This is a genomic window from Candidatus Paceibacterota bacterium (genome assembly GCA_035652395.1).
Lineage (GTDB): Bacteria > Patescibacteriota > Minisyncoccia > Phycocordibacterales > CAJBRS01 > JADGRH01.
Genome location: DASRDX010000009.1, coordinates 346,483 through 362,189 on the forward strand (window position 1 = coordinate 346,483; position 15,707 = coordinate 362,189).

General features: G+C 44.3%; 12 protein-coding genes. 4 read left to right on the forward strand and 8 right to left on the reverse strand.

Features of this window, described 5'->3' with window-relative positions; all coding sequences use genetic code 11:
* The first annotated feature begins 5 nt into the window (after positions 1 to 5).
* Together rnr and VFA52_02140 are read left to right on the forward strand one after the other, a co-directional pair.
* Entirely contained in the window at positions 6 to 2,027 is a 2,022-nt protein-coding gene (gene rnr / locus VFA52_02135) for a ribonuclease R (protein ID HZS42997.1), read from the forward strand.
* Positions 2,028 to 2,089: 62 nt separating this feature from the next.
* Positions 2,090 to 2,452 (forward strand): hypothetical protein, encoded by a 363-nt coding sequence (locus VFA52_02140; GenBank protein ID HZS42998.1) that lies wholly within the window; start codon positions 2,090 to 2,092, stop codon positions 2,450 to 2,452.
* Between the two features lie 17 nt (positions 2,453 to 2,469).
* Here VFA52_02140 and VFA52_02145 read toward each other — a convergent pair whose 3' ends face one another.
* From VFA52_02145 to VFA52_02165, 5 genes are all read right to left on the reverse strand, one after another.
* Positions 2,470 to 4,737, reverse strand: a complete 2,268-nt coding sequence (locus tag VFA52_02145) for an AAA family ATPase (protein HZS42999.1) — start codon at positions 4,735 to 4,737, stop codon at positions 2,470 to 2,472.
* 17 nt (positions 4,738 to 4,754) lie between these two features.
* Complete coding sequence (gene rnc, locus VFA52_02150) at positions 4,755 to 5,441, reverse strand: ribonuclease III (protein ID HZS43000.1); 687 nt, start codon at positions 5,439 to 5,441, stop codon at positions 4,755 to 4,757.
* 92 nt (positions 5,442 to 5,533) lie between these two features.
* Positions 5,534 to 6,463 carry a transcription antitermination factor NusB gene (nusB, locus tag VFA52_02155; protein HZS43001.1) on the reverse strand — a complete coding sequence of 310 codons (930 nt, stop codon included), beginning with the start codon at positions 6,461 to 6,463 and terminating at the stop codon, positions 5,534 to 5,536.
* A gap of 78 nt (positions 6,464 to 6,541) precedes the next feature.
* Positions 6,542 to 6,754 (reverse strand): 50S ribosomal protein L32, encoded by a 213-nt coding sequence (gene rpmF, locus VFA52_02160; GenBank protein ID HZS43002.1) that lies wholly within the window; start codon positions 6,752 to 6,754, stop codon positions 6,542 to 6,544.
* Positions 6,755 to 6,832: 78 nt separating this feature from the next.
* On the reverse strand, positions 6,833 to 7,447 hold the full coding sequence (locus VFA52_02165) for a ribonuclease HII (GenBank protein ID HZS43003.1): 615 nt from the start codon (positions 7,445 to 7,447) through the stop codon (positions 6,833 to 6,835).
* A gap of 290 nt (positions 7,448 to 7,737) precedes the next feature.
* Here VFA52_02165 and dnaE point away from each other — a divergent pair, with 290 nt between their 5' ends.
* Complete coding sequence (gene dnaE, locus VFA52_02170) at positions 7,738 to 10,944, forward strand: DNA polymerase III subunit alpha (GenBank protein HZS43004.1); 3,207 nt, start codon at positions 7,738 to 7,740, stop codon at positions 10,942 to 10,944.
* 30 nt (positions 10,945 to 10,974) lie between these two features.
* Here the strand turns inward: dnaE and VFA52_02175 are convergent, their stop codons facing one another.
* Entirely contained in the window at positions 10,975 to 11,370 is a 396-nt protein-coding gene (locus VFA52_02175; protein ID HZS43005.1) for a hypothetical protein, read from the reverse strand.
* A 72-nt stretch (positions 11,371 to 11,442) separates the two neighbouring features.
* On the opposite strand from VFA52_02175, the gene thrS reads away from it, so the two are divergent.
* The gene (thrS, locus tag VFA52_02180; GenBank protein ID HZS43006.1) at positions 11,443 to 13,191 is read left to right on the forward strand and encodes a threonine--tRNA ligase; all 1,749 of its coding nucleotides are present in this window, start codon (positions 11,443 to 11,445) and stop codon (positions 13,189 to 13,191) included.
* A gap of 57 nt (positions 13,192 to 13,248) precedes the next feature.
* On the opposite strand, the gene VFA52_02185 is transcribed toward thrS, so the two are convergent.
* A complete protein-coding gene (locus VFA52_02185; protein HZS43007.1) occupies positions 13,249 to 14,610 on the reverse strand; it encodes a PKD domain-containing protein in 1,362 nt (453 codons plus the stop codon).
* A gap of 131 nt (positions 14,611 to 14,741) precedes the next feature.
* Positions 14,742 to 15,635, reverse strand: coding sequence for a hypothetical protein (locus VFA52_02190; GenBank protein ID HZS43008.1), 894 nt, complete (start codon positions 15,633 to 15,635; stop codon positions 14,742 to 14,744).
* Between the last annotated feature and the right edge of the window lie 72 nt (positions 15,636 to 15,707).

Sequence of the window (15,707 nt, forward strand, 5' to 3'; positions counted from 1 at the left end):
GCAATATGGTATCATCATCTTACAAAATGTCAAAGAAAAAGCCTAAAAATAAGAATGAAAATGAAAAAGTGCGACTTCAGGGAACAATCAGCATAAATTCCCGAGGAGTTGGTTACGTGGCTAATCCGGCTGATCCAAAAGCCGAAGATTTAGAAATTGAAAATGCCTTTTTAAACACTGCCTTAAACGGAGATTTAGTGGTGGCAGTTCCCCACCCCAAGAAGAAAGGTCGCCGACTTCAGGGAGAAGTGGTTGAAATTCTTCAACGAGCCAAGACTCAGTTTGTGGGCGTGCTGGAGGCCGTTGGTTCAAATTTTTTCTTGGTGCCAGACGATCGGAAAATGTATATCGATATTTTTATTTCAAAGGAAAGAGCCCTGAATGCTAAAGCGGGTGAAAAAGTGCTGACAGAAATAGTTTCGTGGAAGGATCGAAAGAAAAGTCCGGAGGGCAGAGTTTTGAAAGTGCTGGGACAAAAGGGAGATCATAACGTGGAAATGGAATCGATTGTTTTGGAGAAGGGTTTTGACACTACTTTTCCGGAATCGGCAATCCTTGAGGCTGAGCGGATTGAAAGAGAAGAGAAAGAAATCGCGGCGGCGGAGATCAGTAGCCGCCGCGATTTCCGATCGCCTCGCTCAGCGTCCGGCGAAGCGGGATCCATCTTCACCTGCACCATCGACCCAGTCGACGCCAAGGATTTTGACGATGCTCTCTCCTTCCAGAAATTGCCAAACGGCAACTACGAAGTCGGTGTCCATATTGCCGACGTCTCCTATTATGTCCGCCCGAATAGCGAGCTCGATAAAGAGGCCCGCAAGCGCGGCTTCTCCGTTTATTTAGTAGATCGAACTATTCCGATGCTCCCCCACGCTCTTTCAAACGACATCTGCAGCCTGAACCCACAGGAAGACAAATTAACTTTTTCAGCCGTTTTTGAAATAACCCCAAATGCCGAAGTAAAAAATCGCTGGTTCGGCAGAACGATTATTCATTCCGATAAAAGATTTGCTTACGAAGAAGCACAGGAAATCTTGAATAAAAAATCGGGAGAATACTTCAACGAGTTAAATACTTTGAACGAGCTTTCCAAGATATTCAGAAAGAAAAAAACTACGATGGGAGCCATCGACTTTGAAACCGATGAAGTGAAATTCAAGCTCGACGAACGAGGGAAGCCAATCGAGGTGGTAAAGAAGTCAAGACTTGACACCCATAAGCTAATTGAAGAGTTCATGCTTTTGGCCAACCGTGAAGTAGCTCACTTTATTTATCAATCGGCCAGAGAGAAATATCAAAATAAAGATATTTCCATTTATCGAATCCACGACGTACCCGATAAAGAAAAAATCGCCGAGCTCTCCATTTTCCTAAAGGCGCTCGGCTACGAATTGCCGATTCACGATAAAAAGATTTCCCCGAAGGATATTCAAGCTCTCCTCAATCAAGTGGAAGGAAAAGCCGAAGAATCGTTGATTAAAACGGCTACCATTCGCTCGATGGCTAAGGCAATTTACAGCACTAAAAATATTGGCCACTTCGGTCTGGCTTTTGACTACTACACCCACTTCACTTCCCCAATTCGCCGCTATCCCGATCTCTTGGTACATCGAATTCTCAACGACATTTTACACGGCAAGAAAATCAGCCCCGATCAGATGGCTTATTACTACAAGGTCTCCGAGGAATCTACTCGCCGCGAGATTGCAGCAGCCGATGCCGAGCGTTCCTCTATTAAATACAAACAGGTGGAATATATGAGCGAGCACGTTGGCGAGATCTACGACGGCATTATTTCCGGCGTCACTGACTGGGGTATCTATGTGGAAGAAGTCACCACTAAATCCGAAGGCATGGTCCGACTGCGTGACCTGACCGACGATTACTACATCTTTGATCAAAAAAATTACGCCATCGTCGGTGAGAAAACTAAGAAGAAATACACGTTAGGTGACAAGGTAAAAATCAAAGTAAAAGCCGCCGATCTAGAAAAGAAAACTTTGGATTACCAGTTTGTAAATTTCTAAACATTTCGTATATTGACTGGAAATAGTTTTGGTTTAATCTAAATTATAGTATAGGACTTTATATGAATAGCCAACCTTCTTTCGGGGCTATGCTTAAGGCAACCCGATTAGGATTTCATGAGTGTGAATTAATGCCGGGATTTCTGATGCGATTGTCAGTTAAATCCGTAGGAGATAAGATTCTCTATATAGAGACTTGCCCTTGGCAATTAATTCAAAAACTCCCTCGTTCAGCTCAACGCTCTAAACGACATATTATTTGCTGGTGGGAAGATAATCTTAAAAATCAGAAATTCCTTGTTGAATCTGCTTTAGAAACTCATGCTCCTCCGAATTCAAACTATGCTACTCTTCTAAATTCGGCTTACTTAGAGTCTGAGACAGAGTTGCCTGGATTAGAGAAAATGAAAAATAGAAGTAGTTAACACCCCCCAGGGTGTTTTTATTTCGCCACCGCTACCGCCTCCTCAAATTGAATAGAGAGTAGTTTTGAGAGACCGTCTCCGCCCATGGTGACTCCGTATATGATACCAGCGCGTGACATTGTTTCGCGATTGTGGGTGATGAGGATGAGTTGAGAATATTTAGAAAGATTTTCGATCATGTCGCCATATTTGCGGGAGTTGGCTTCATCAAGGGCAGCATCGGTTTCGTCGAGAATAATGAATGGCGGCGGATTGACTTGAGAGATGGCGAAGAGAAGAGCGATGGAAGTGAGGGCTCGTTCACCACCGGAGAGCATTACCAAACCTTTGATTTTCTTGTGAGGAAGAGAGACGGAGATGTCGATACCTTCAGGAGCTTCGGCTTCGTCGTCTTCAGGCGGCATGTCAGCTAGATCCATATCTTCGAGGTCTTCGTCGGTTGGGCGGCGGCGGGCGCGGACCTTCTCTCGGACCACCTCGAGGGAGGCGCGCCCGCCGTGTCCGAACATCAGGCCAAAGAATTTATTAAATTGCTCGTTGATTTTCCGTACGCCTTCTTTGAATTCAATATCCAAACGATTTTCCAAGTCAGCAATTAATTCTTTTAGTGAGGCTGCCGATTTATCCAAATCTTCCAATTCTCGTCCGAGAAAAGCATCGCGCTCTTCCGCTTCTTTGTACTCCTTCATAATATCTTCTCCCCCGCCGGCTCCGGCTTCTTCTAGGCGAATCTTAATCTTTTCAATATAGCGACGGCGCTCTAACTGGTCGTTTCGATTCTCCAGTTTCTCGGGTAAATTAAAATTCTGATAATTACTAGCTTCTTTTCCCAATAAGGCGCCGGCTTCGCCCAACTCTCTTTTAAAGTCAGCTTCTTCGAGATTTAGCCTTTCTTCAGTAGATTTCAGAGCATTCAAGGCGGCGTGAAGCTCTGTCTGGCGCGCCATAATCTGGAGCATTTTGCGTTCAGCTTCCATGCTGGAGTCTTTACCTTTTTCTACTTCCTCTTTTAATCTCAAGTATTCTTGATTCAGTTTATTTTCTTCAGCTGTTTGTTTCTGAAGTTTTTCCGTAATCTGAACTTTTTCCTTATTCAAACCGGAAAGTTCGGTCTCAAGATCGGCTACATTGGCTTCTTCGCGTTTAGTACGATTGCTTTCAACGAAACTGCTGAAAAGATTTCGGATTTTAGAGAGTAAACTTTTGATGGCTCCAACTTCTGATGATCCTTCCGCTTCTTTAATTAAGCTTTCTACTTGAGACTTTAAGCTTTCGACTTCTCTTAGGTAAACTGTTTTTTGCTCCGCCTGATTCTTGCTTTCCTTCTGTTTTTTAATAGTTCGTTCAAGATAAGCAATCTCTCCTTCAATTCGGCCGGCTTCGCGCGTTAAGACATCCTTCTCGGAGCGAGTGATTTTCAGCCTTCCCTCAACATTTATAATCTCCTGACCGCGCGAATCCTTTTCTTTGGTGCGCTCCAAAATGCCCTTAGCATTTTGGAGCTCTTTTTCCAGGGCCGCAAGCTCCGCTTGCGGCCCTCTCCTCTGCTCGCTCATAGCCGCCTTGGCGGCACTCAAATACATTTCTTCCCGCTTGAAATATTCTTTGTACAGTTCACCGAGTTCAACCTTCATCTCCCGCGCCTTCTCAAGTTTCTCCACCTGCTTTTTCAAAAATTTCAGATGCGGCGCGATTTCACGACGCAACGATTCCACTTGTTTAATATTCTCTTCAGTCTTTTCCAGTTTTCTTTCACTTTCTTCTTTTTTGTATTGATAGATTTTCAAGCCTAAAGCATCTTCAATCATGGCTCGGCGCTCGCGCAAATTGGCATTCAAAATTTTATCCGCCTCTCCTTGCGAGATAATGTGGTGTCCGGAAGCGCCGATATGCGCTCCGGCCAAAAGTTCAATAATGTCGCGCAGGCGCACTTCCGAGCCGTTAATCAGATATTGGTTGATACCGTCTCGATGTACCACGCGCTCAATACTAACTTCATCAAAATCCACATTTAAAGCGTGGTCCGTATTGTCAAAAATGACCTTAACACTCGCTCGATTGGCTCGAGGAGAGTCTTTACCGCCATTGAAGATGAGATCTTCCCCTTTCTTTCCTCGCATCGATTTAAATGACTGCTCGCCCAAGACAAATCGAAAAGACTCGGCCACGTTTGACTTGCCGGAGCCGTTGGGGCCAACAATGGCCGTAATAGGAGTGTTAAATTCCAGAGTGCTCTTTTTAGCGAATGATTTGAAGCCGGAAAGTTCCAGAGACTTAAGATACATGAGTATATTTTAGCAAATTACCAACCTTTTTTCTCCAGAGCTTTGCGGGCGGCTTCCTGTTCGGCTTCTTGTTTAGATTTGCCAGTGCCTTCTACTACCAGATCCTTGTCTAGAAAAACTCCGACTGTGAAGTGCTTGTCGTGATCGGGTCCTTCTTCTCGGACAGTTTTATATGCGGGTGTAATTCCAACCTTCTCTTGAGCTTTCTCTTGGAAAAGGCTTTTAGAGTCAATAAATGAGCCTTTTCGGACGATATCGTCGATGAGGTGGAAAAGGCCGCCCGCGATGAAAAGGCGGGCGGCCTCGTATCCCTGATCCAAATAAATGGCGCCAACTAAAGCCTCATAAGCATTGGCTAAAATAATAGTGCGAGCTCGTCCCGTGTCTTTAGCTTCTCCGCGAGAGAGAAGTAGGAAATCGTTCATTTTAAGCTCTTTAGCCACTTCGGAGAGAATATTGTAGTTAACTAGAGAAGAGCGATAGGAGGTTAATTCTCCTTCTGGCTTTTCCGAAAATTTCTTAAAGAGATAGTCGGTAACGACAAGTTCCAAGACGGCATCGCCTAAAAACTCCAATCGTTCATTGTGCTCGATCTTTAGATTTCGATTTTCGTTAAGATATGATCGATGAGTAAAGGCCTGCTTTAACAGAGCTTTATCTTTAAAAGCCAAGCCGGTATTTTTTTCAAATTGAGAGAAATCCATGATATTGGAATTTCTTTCGACATTTCACAATCTTTACGAAATGTCGAAAGAAATCTGATTAAATAATAATTTGTTTCTAAACTGTTTAAACCTTATCGTTTGCCGGAGGTTTTAATTTCACTTTTGGCTAAAAGCAAGTTAATGGCTTTAGTAATGATCGGCAGAATATCGTTGTAAAAGTTGAGATCCAGAATATCTTTCAATTTGAACCAGCGCGCATCATCCAATCCCCCGCTCTTCTTTAATTGAAGATCCTGATAACTTGATTCGGCCAAAAAATAAATAACTTGTTTGCGAATCTTGCCTTTCTCAGGATGAGTAGCAATGTATTCGTTCTTAGCCAATTCATCTTTAATCTCAATATCGAGACCAATCTCTTCCTTAATTTCTTTTTTCGTGCCCTCTTTAACATCCACGCCGGCTTCAAGCCCCCCCTTGGAAAGAGTCCAGTGACCAAAAACATCGTGCACTAAAGCTAAGTAAACTTCTCCTTTATCGTGAGCATAAACGACCGCTCCACCAAGAGTCTCAATTGGCATTTGTTCATACGGCACGTTTTTAAAGTTTCGATGCTTCTTGCTAGACTGCTCGTCTTTGCCTGGCTCACCCATTTCTTTGTAAACAGCTCCGAGTACTCCATTAACAAACTTACCGCTGGTTTCGCCTCCAAAAGTTTTGGCCAGCTCAATAGCTTCATTGATTGCCACTTTGGCCGGCACCTCTTTTCGGTCAGCAAAAAGCAACTCATAAAGACCAAGCCGCAGAATATTGCGGTCCACTATGCTGATCTTTTGAATTGGCCAGTCAGGAGCGGCCTTTTCTATGATGGTGTCTAAGTCGGGGCGCTTTTTTAAAATATTGGAAGTAAGAGCACGGACAAAAGTCATGTCTCCCATGCCTGCCGCAAATTCAGGAACAATGCGTTCAATAATCCCGTCAATTTCGGAATCGGTTCTATTAGCAAAATCCCACTCGAAGAGGGCCTGCAGAGCTATTGATCTGGAAAGGTGCCGGTTTGCCATTTAAGGAAGTTTCTAAAGTTCATGAAGGTTTTAAAGTTGAGAAACTTTAAGAACTTTATGAACTTTCAACTTTACGAACTATTTTACTGCTTCTCTTTCTTTTCGTCGCTTTTCTTTTCTTTCAGCGCGGGCTACCACGTCTACAACTACTCGCTTATTGTACTTGCCGCAGTTTGGGCAGGCCAAATGCTTCAGCTTTGGATGCCCGCATTCAGCACAAAGAACCGTGCCGGCGGCCTTCAAAGCGTGATGGGCTCGCCGATTGGCCGTATGAGCCCGAGTATGTCGCATTCTGATAACCATGGCCTAAATATAACAGAATTTCGTATTTTGGCAATTTTATTTGCCGATTTCCGTGCAGTGTCGGGGTTAAGGGCTGGCTGTGATTTTCTTCAGAAAGCTAAGACGATGGATTGGGGATGTACCAAATTGTTTGATTAAGGCTCGATGTTCTCGAGTACCATAACCCTTGTGCTTATGAAAATTGTATCTTGGATGTTTTTTGGAAATACGAGTCATGCGACGATCGCGGGTGACTTTGGCCACGATGGAGGCGAGGGAGATAATTTTTTGCTTGTCATCACCTTTAATAATGGTTTTTTGATTTAAATATTTTTTGGGAGCTTTTAATCCCCCGTCCAAAAGAACCAGGCATTCCTCGGGATTTAATTTAAATTTGCGCAAACAATTGTTGATGGCCGTGCGGGTCGATTTAGTTAGGCCGACTTTATCAATTCGTTGCGGGCTAATGAAAGAGACGGTGAAGCGCAATTCGGCCCCTGGGATTTGGCCGAATTGCGCTTTAATCAATTTAAAGCATTCTTCCCTTTTCTGGGCCGTCATCTTTTTGGAGTCGCGAGCCTCGGCAAAAACATTGAGATCAAAATCGGTCGGCGCCAAAAAGGCGCCGACCGCCAGCGGCCCGGCCAATGGCCCGCGACCAACCTCATCAATACCAACAATATATTTAATGCCCTCTTTCATTTATCAAAATTATAGTTACTATATTAATAGAGTCATGCAAAAAGCCAAATATTCTGCGGAAACCAAACCCGACGTTTCTCCTAAATTACCACCTTTGGATATTTTGCCACTGGAGGAATTCGCTGGAAAAAGTGATGCAATACCACCCGGTACTCCAGACCCTTGTGGGTGTTGGAATCCTATTCTTTGGGGCTAGCTTAGGCTAGCTTTTTATTTATTCGGCAATATTTAGCCGCACTCTTCAATATTTCCGATCGGACGGATTGCTATATACTATGAAGAACAAGGCTATGTCTTCTAAGTTCATCCACTTACATGCCCACTCTCACTACAGTCTGCTTCAGGCTCTGCCCAAAATTCCCGAACTCGTCTCCAAAGCTAAAGAGTACGGCATGCCGGCCCTAGCTTTAACCGACAGCGGTAATCTCTACGGTGCTATCGAATTTTATAAAGAATGCAAAGAACAGGGCGTTAAGCCCATTCTCGGCGTGGATTTTTATTTAGCCAATCGCACACGACACGATCGCGAAGCACGGATTGACAATAAACGTACCAGGCTGCTGCTACTGGCCAAAAACGAAAACGGTTATAAAAATCTGATTAAATTGGTCACCGCCTCTTTTCTGGAAGGTTTCTATTACAAGCCTCGGCTCGATAAGGAACTCTTAGAAAAGCACAAAGATGACTTACTGATGATTTCCCCATCATTCAGTGGAGACATTGCCGTTAACCTGCGAAATGAAAATGAAGAAGCGGCTTTGGAACTTCTGAAATTTTACAATAAACTTTTCGGCGACGACTTTTATATTGAAATCACACATCATCCGGAAATCGAGGGCCACGACAAGAACATGAAAAAGTTGGTGGAATTTGCCAAGAAAAATTCTGTGCCGATTGTAGCCGCCCACGATTCATATTATTTAGACCCAGCCGACCAGAAAGCTCGCAATACTTTAGTCTTTATTCAAAACGAGTTTAGCGAAAGAACGGTGGTAGAAGATGGTCGTGATTTTTCCTTCATCTCGCCAGAAACTGCTGAAAAATATTTCAAGGATCTGCCGGAAGCCCTAGAAAATTGCCAGGTTATCAGTAGTAAATGCAATCTGGAACTTCCTTTGGGTAAGTGGCTCTTCCCCGATTACAAAGTGGCTCCCGGCAAAACAGCCGATGACGAATTACGAGAATTAGTGGAGAATGGGGCCAAGAAACGCGACGTTGCTTACTCGGGTAAAGTGAAAGAACGAGCCGAATATGAACTTGAGATCATTAAGAATAAAGGTTATGCCCCCTACTTCCTGGTGGTGGCGGATCTAATCCGGTTCGCTCACGAAAACAAAATCCTGACTACTATTAGAGGTTCCGTCGCCGGCTCCATGGTCACTTACCTAGCTGGCATCACTAACGTTGATCCAATCGAATACAAACTGCCTTTTGAGCGTTTCCTTAATCCGGAAAGACCGTCGGCGCCCGATATCGATATGGATTTTGCCGACAATCGACGAGACGAAGTGATTGCTTACGCCCGCGGGAAATACGGCAAAGACAAGGTGGCCCAAATCGGAACGTTCGGAACGATGATGGCACGAGGAGCGGTTCGGGATGTGGCCAGAGCTTTGGGCTTCCCCTATGATGTTGGCGATAAAATTGCCAAGCTTATTCCACTTGGCGCGCAAGGATTTCCGATGACTATTGATCGAGCCATGGAAGAAGTGCCGGAGCTAACTAAATTGTACAAAACCGAAGAGAATGTTCGTACTATTATTGATATGGCCAAGAAGATTGAAGGCTTGGCGCGACATATTAGCGTCCATGCCGCCGGCGTGGTGATCTCCCCTATTCCTTTAACGGAAATTGTGCCACTTCAATATGACCCAAAAAGCACCGGCGAAAATGAGACCAGCAAGATCATTACTCAATATGACATGCACTCAGTGGACGAGAATAATGCCGGCCTTTTGAAGTTTGATTTTCTAGGGATTCGGAACTTGGCAATTCTCGCCGACGCCGTGAGACTGGTTAAAGCTATTGAAGGAATCGAAGTTGATATTGAAAACGTCACTCTGGACGATAAAAAAACTTTTGAACTTTTGGCTAAGGGAGAGACGGTTGGACTCTTTCAATTAAATGGAGCTGGCATGACTCGTTACTTAAAAGAGTTGAAACCTTCCACTATTCACGACATCAATGCCATGGTGGCTTTATATCGCCCTGGACCGATGGAAGTAATTCCCGAATATATTCGCCGCAAGAATAGTCCTCGCCTGATTTCCTATCCCGATCCACGCATGAAAAAATATCTGGAAGAATCTTATGGATTAATTGTTTATCAGGACGACCTTCTCTTTAGCGCCATCGAGCTCGCCGGCTACTCGTGGCTCGAGGCCGACAAATTTCGTAAAGCGGTAGGTAAAAAGATTCCGAAGGAAATGGCTGCCCAGAAAGAAAAGCTGATTGAAGGTATTATTAAGAATGGTCAGACAAAGGAATTCGCCGAGAAATTATGGAAGCTTTTTGAACCGTTTCAAGCTTATGGCTTTAACAAGGCTCATGCCGCAAGCTACGGCAAAGTGGCTTACCAGACTGCCTACATGAAGGCTAACTTCCCGTGTATTTATATGGCAGCGGTACTAACGGCTGAATCCGGCGACGTAGAGAAAATTGCGGAAATTATCAATGAATGCAAACGTATGGGCATTCCAGTGCTGCCGCCGGATATTAACGAAAGCTTTGAAGATTTCACGGTGGTTAAGAAAGGCACTGACGGGGCCGAGTGTGACAAAATTCGTTTCGGATTGACCTGTATTAAAAATTTTGGAGCCGGAATCGCTGCCACCATTATTAAAGAGAGAAAAGAAAACGGTAAGTTTAAATCATTGGAAGATTTTCTGAATCGAATCGTTGATCGCAATCTAAATAAGAAGTCGCTGGAAGCTTTGATCAAAGCCGGAGCGATGGATCAGTTTGGCGATCGCGGATGTTTGCTGGCAAACATTGAAGATATTTTAGAGTACAACAAAGAAAAGAATCGGGCACCGGCCGGCCAGGATTCCTTGTTCGGATCCTTTGCTGAAACGGTGGCTCTGCCGGCGCTTCGCTTGCGCGAAGCGCCTCCAGCCACGCCGGCCGAGAAGCTCCTCTGGGAAAAGGAGCTTCTCGGGCTATATGTAAGCGGGCATCCTTTAGACAAACATCGCGAGCGCTTGGAGAAGAAACAAACCAATATCACTAAGGTTAAGGCTGAACTAAAAGAAGGAATGCTGGCTGTCATTGAGGGAATCGTAGAAGAAGCTAAACAGATCCGCACTAAGAATGGTTCGCCAATGTATTTTTTGAAGATTGCGGATTATAGCGGCAACATGGAAGTGGTAGTCTTTCCAAAAGTAACTGAAAAATACAGCTCCATCATCGCTCCGGAAAAATGTTTAGCTGTTAAAGGGCGTCTCTCCGGCCGCAACGGTGAGACTAGTATGGTGGCAGAAGCAATTAAGGAAATTTAAATAAAAAGCCGTTTTAGCGGCTCATTCCAATTACATATATGGCATGTAAACGTGGCGACGAAAATTCTTTCGACGTCTTCCTTTATGACGAGGAAACGGAATTTTTAATAAAGCAACCTTCTTCTCCAGTCGTTCGGTGTCAAGATACTCAACCATTGGTTTAAGCACTTCTCCCGGATTTCGATACTTATCCCAAGAGAGCGTTCTGCTTTCGCTCACTCTTCTTGAAAAAGAGTACACCGTATTCCCGCGTAAATCGATAAGAACATATTTAGAGTGATGACTGCGTCGAAAAATATGGATATCTTGCAGAATCAGTAATTCTGGATTTCCACCTTGATCGAGGAAGAGGCAATCTTTTCCATCATGAAGTTTTTCAAGTATATCGTGACGTTTTACGGCGCCCGCAAAGACAGTAGTTTTCATCTAAATTGAAATTAGCACGGTCCTTTTGGGAAAGCAATTTTTAATAAAGTATGAACATGATAAGATTTGCGTATGGAAAATAATGAGCAATTGTCTAAAATCAGGCATTCACTAGCCCATCTTCTGGCGGCGGCGGTTTTAGAATTGCACCCTGACACCCTGAATACTATTGGACCGGCCATTGAGAATGGTTTCTATTATGATTTTGATTTTGTCTCCTCTATTTTGGAGGCGGATTTGAAAAAGATTGAGAAGAAGATGAGAGAAATTTTTCCGACTTGGAAAAATTTCTCTCACAAGGAAGTTGGCGCGGGCGAAGCCCGCGCTCTCTTTGCCGACAACCCCTACAAGTTGGAATTAATAGATGAGATCGAAAAGAAAGGCGAGAAAATCACTCTCTATACTTCCGGAAATTTCACTGATCTCTGTCGCGGCGGACACGTGGAAGATATACAAGATATTAATCCGAATGGATTCGAGCTTTCCCATTTGGCCGGCGCTTACTGGCGAGGTGATGAGAAAAACAAAATGCTGACGCGAATTTATGGTCTGGCTTTCAATAACAAAGACGAACTCGATAACTACAAAAAGCAACAGGAAGAAGCGGAAAAACGTGATCACCGAAAACTAGGCAAGGAATTAAAGATTTTCACTTTTGATGAAGATGTGGGTCCAGGTCTGCCCCTCTGGCTGCCGAACGGCGCCGTGATGATTGAAGAACTTGAGAAACTCGCTAAGGAGACTGAATTTCAGGAAGGCTACAGCCGAGTTCGCTCCCCTCACATTGCCAAAGAGTCAATCTATTTAAAGAGCGGTCATCTTCCCTATTACGAAGAAAGTATGTTCCCGCCAATGGAATATGAGGGCGGCAATTATTATTTGAAAGCTATGAATTGTCCGCATCATCACAAGATTTATGCCGCTCTTCGCCCCAGCTATCGTGATTTACCGCTTCGATTGGCTGAATATGGCACTTGCTATCGCCATGAAAAATCCGGCGAGCTTTTTGGTTTAATGCGGGTAAGGTCGCTCCAAATGAATGATGCTCACATTTATTGCACTAAAGAGCAATTCGCTGATGAGTTTCGTCGAGTTAATGATATTTATTTGAAATATTTTAAGATTTTTGGGGTGGATAAATACCAAATGCGATTATCTACTCACGATCCGGAAAAGTTGGGACAGAAATTTGTAGATGAACCGGAGCTCTGGGAAGAAACGGAAAAAATGGTGCGAGATGTTTTGGTGGAATCGAAGATTCCCTTTGTGGAAGTCCCGAACGAAGCAGCATTTTACGGACCCAAAATTGATGTGCAGGTTTGGAGCGCCATTGGCCGCGAGTTTACTTTGGCTACCAATCAGGTGGATTTTGCCCAGCCTCGACGGTTTGATCTAACTTACGTTAATAAGAACGGCAAGGAAGAAACTCCTCTCTGCATTCATCGAGCCCCTCTCGGCACGCACGAGAGATTCATCGGCTTTCTGATAGAACATTACGCCGGCGCCTTTCCACTTTGGCTTTCTCCAATCCAAGTGAAAATTCTACCTATTGGCGAGGATCATCTTGGTTACTCAAAAGAACTTTTTAAAGAATTGCATCAGGCTGGTATTCGAGCCCAAACGGATGAAAGTAATGAAAGTCTGGGCAAAAAGATTAGACAAACTAAAGTTGAGAAAGTTCCATACTTTTTAGTTATTGGTGATAAGGAAGTGGAATCGCAGACGGTGACTTTAGAAAGCCGCGACAATGGCAATCAGGGATCAGTATCGTTAGCCGATCTCCTGAAGAGATTAGAAGAAGAGATTAAGACAAGAAAATAGCCAAAAGAAAAAGGCTCGCAAAGCGAGCCTTTTTCTTTTTATCTTGTAATCGTTTTCTTAAGCTAGTAATTTTTCAATTTTCTCTGAGTTAAGAGTGGCGTAATTGCCATCATTTCGAGAAACTTTACTGATCAAGGTGTTAAGCATTGATTCAGCGGCGCTCTTATCAGTTCCGGTTCGAGCCATAATATTGGTCAAACCATCGCGAGAGATAAGGACATTGTTTTCTCGAGCCATGAAGGAAAGACTGTTTTCAAACTCTTCGGCGGTCACCTCTTCCTGAACTGGAGTATCAATTTCCGCCTCCGGAGTTTCCACTTCCGTATCAGAATCGAGACCCATTTCTGAAGTACTGATTCCGACGGCTGCTAAAGCTCCAACTTTTCGCTTCTGAATGATCATGTAGGCACCGAAGGCGCTCCACATGAAGAGTCCGAGGAAGAAGAGAGCCATCTTAAGATTCATGCTGATGCCGGTAGCTGGAATTTGACTAAGGAAGACACCGGCGCTAGGCGTACCAGTAATCGGCTGCTGATAGACCGTAGTGAAAGCTGCCTGATTACCGTTTGGCTGAACATTGACTGAACAATTGGCAGTCACCTGTCGGCCATCTGAAGTTACGGTTACGTTTGCATTTCGAGTACCAGTGTTGTAGTAGGTATTTGAAACGCTTGGGCCGCTGCCGTAGACATCTCCGCTCCAAGAATATGAGTAGTTGCCATTTCCACCTGAAGCAATCGCTTGCCAAGTTACCGTGTTTCCAACTAATGGGTTGGAAGGGTTAGCCGTACAATAAGCAGTTAAATTCTGGTTCTGATTATTGTTGCCCGCTGGAGTGTTAATAATAATAGTGTTCGTATTGTTGTTCACTGCAGTGGCAGTGGCACTTGAACTAGAGGTAGAATTTGAGTTGGAGAAATTATTATTAGCGTTTGTGTTTACGTTAGTAACCGGGGTGCTAGAAGGCGGATGATATGTCTGGGTTGGGGTGTAAGTTGGGTAAGAATAGTTTGGATATGAGTAACAGCTTCCACAGCCGTATGATCCATAACTGGAACCGCCGTAATTTCCATAACTACCACAGCTATAATCACATGGGTTGTAAACATCATAAGTATCATATCCACAGTTATAGCTACAGTCTTGATATACATCTAGAGTGTCGCATCCGCCGTAGGAACAAGGATCATATGCATCGACATAACCAGTGTTATCAGCAGAGCCCCAGCCGGAGTCTACCCATCCCATATCACCACTAAAATTGTCTCCACCGTCAAAAGCCCAGCCTGAGTCATTCCATTCTTGAGCCGAAACCTTATGAGCCATGCCTAAGAAACCGACCATAAAGAGTCCTCCGACAATAACCAAAATGGCCAAAATAGCCTTGGTTTTCTTGCTTAATTTAATTAATTTATTCATAATTTTTTATAACTAATTGTTAATAATTTCCATAAGTATACACCAAGCTGTACAATTTGTCAAGTCTGTTTTATTATAAAGAAGATAGCGGACAACCCAAGGGTTGTCCGCTATTAATTTTTCGACTTTCCCTACAATTGCTTGAAGTGAATGTCGTTGTCGGCCGCGTATTCTTCGACTTCCTCGGTAGGAATCAATTGATCCCTCTTTAAGAAAGGCAACCCGTAAAAGCGCCCGTCGGGACTTTGTTTGATTCGACCATGAGCCATCAGATCGAGAGTAATAGCGTCGGGGATCAGCTTGCCGTACTTGGCAATGTACCAATCCACCACCGCTTTTGTCTCCAGTTCTTTGGAGGTAACCCATTCATGATGGAGGGCCTTATTTTCTCTGGGCGGCTCCCCATCGTTACTGTAGGCCGGCGGTTTTCCCTTGCGGGAAAAGAGAGCCGACTTTGTCATCTTGATGGTATTCGTGGGCGAACTTGCGGGTGTCGGAGATATTTTCCCCTGAACGCCTGGTTTGTTCACTTCCGCCAGCTGCCGATTTTTTTCGGCTAACTGCCGATCCTTTTCGTCGAGCTCCTTTTGGAGCCTAGCCGTTTCTTTCTGACGGTCCGTGAGAGCGTCCTGCACCACTTGTTCCCCTTCGGGGTCTTCTTCCGAAGTAATCCCTTCTGGAGGTGGAGCGTTGTTGTCGATATCATTCGCCAACGCAGGATTCGATGAGTTTTCTCCGCTTGTCTGCGCCGGATTATTTGGAGTCACCGCCGCGACTGGGGTTGAAGCCACTTTAGGAGTTGGTGTTGCCTGAAGTAACTTTTGATCCTCGGCGTTAGGAACGCCCGCTATTTGGACAGAGGAGGAAGAGCGAAGTCGGGTGAAGCAAAATAGTATTGCCACCACGATTACCAGCCGGGTTACCCATCTGATCCATCGCGGACTTCCCTTCATCCTGAGAGCATCGAAGAATCGTTGAAACCGATTTTCTTTGATCGGTTGAGGGCCTTGCAAAATTGAATTCATAAAACTTTCCCCTTCTAGGTTTGGTGTTGTTGAGAGCTAACTGCGGTAAATATTAGCATAATTTATCTTAAA

What these genes read in the sequence shown, in the direction of transcription:
- rnr (HZS42997.1), top strand. Translation starts at nt 6, where the DNA reads ATGGTATCATCATCTTACAAAATGTCAAAGAAAAAGCCTAAAAATAAG.
- VFA52_02140 (HZS42998.1), top strand. Translation starts at nt 2,090, where the DNA reads ATGAATAGCCAACCTTCTTTCGGGGCTATGCTTAAGGCAACCCGATTA.
- VFA52_02145 (HZS42999.1), bottom strand. Translation starts at nt 4,737, where the DNA reads ATGTATCTTAAGTCTCTGGAACTTTCCGGCTTCAAATCATTCGCTAAA.
- rnc (HZS43000.1), bottom strand. Translation starts at nt 5,441, where the DNA reads ATGGATTTCTCTCAATTTGAAAAAAATACCGGCTTGGCTTTTAAAGAT.
- nusB (HZS43001.1), bottom strand. Translation starts at nt 6,463, where the DNA reads ATGGCAAACCGGCACCTTTCCAGATCAATAGCTCTGCAGGCCCTCTTC.
- rpmF (HZS43002.1), bottom strand. Translation starts at nt 6,754, where the DNA reads ATGCGACATACTCGGGCTCATACGGCCAATCGGCGAGCCCATCACGCT.
- VFA52_02165 (HZS43003.1), bottom strand. Translation starts at nt 7,447, where the DNA reads ATGAAAGAGGGCATTAAATATATTGTTGGTATTGATGAGGTTGGTCGC.
- dnaE (HZS43004.1), top strand. Translation starts at nt 7,738, where the DNA reads ATGTCTTCTAAGTTCATCCACTTACATGCCCACTCTCACTACAGTCTG.
- VFA52_02175 (HZS43005.1), bottom strand. Translation starts at nt 11,370, where the DNA reads ATGAAAACTACTGTCTTTGCGGGCGCCGTAAAACGTCACGATATACTT.
- thrS (HZS43006.1), top strand. Translation starts at nt 11,443, where the DNA reads ATGGAAAATAATGAGCAATTGTCTAAAATCAGGCATTCACTAGCCCAT.
- VFA52_02185 (HZS43007.1), bottom strand. Translation starts at nt 14,610, where the DNA reads ATGAATAAATTAATTAAATTAAGCAAGAAAACCAAGGCTATTTTGGCC.
- VFA52_02190 (HZS43008.1), bottom strand. Translation starts at nt 15,635, where the DNA reads ATGAATTCAATTTTGCAAGGCCCTCAACCGATCAAAGAAAATCGGTTT.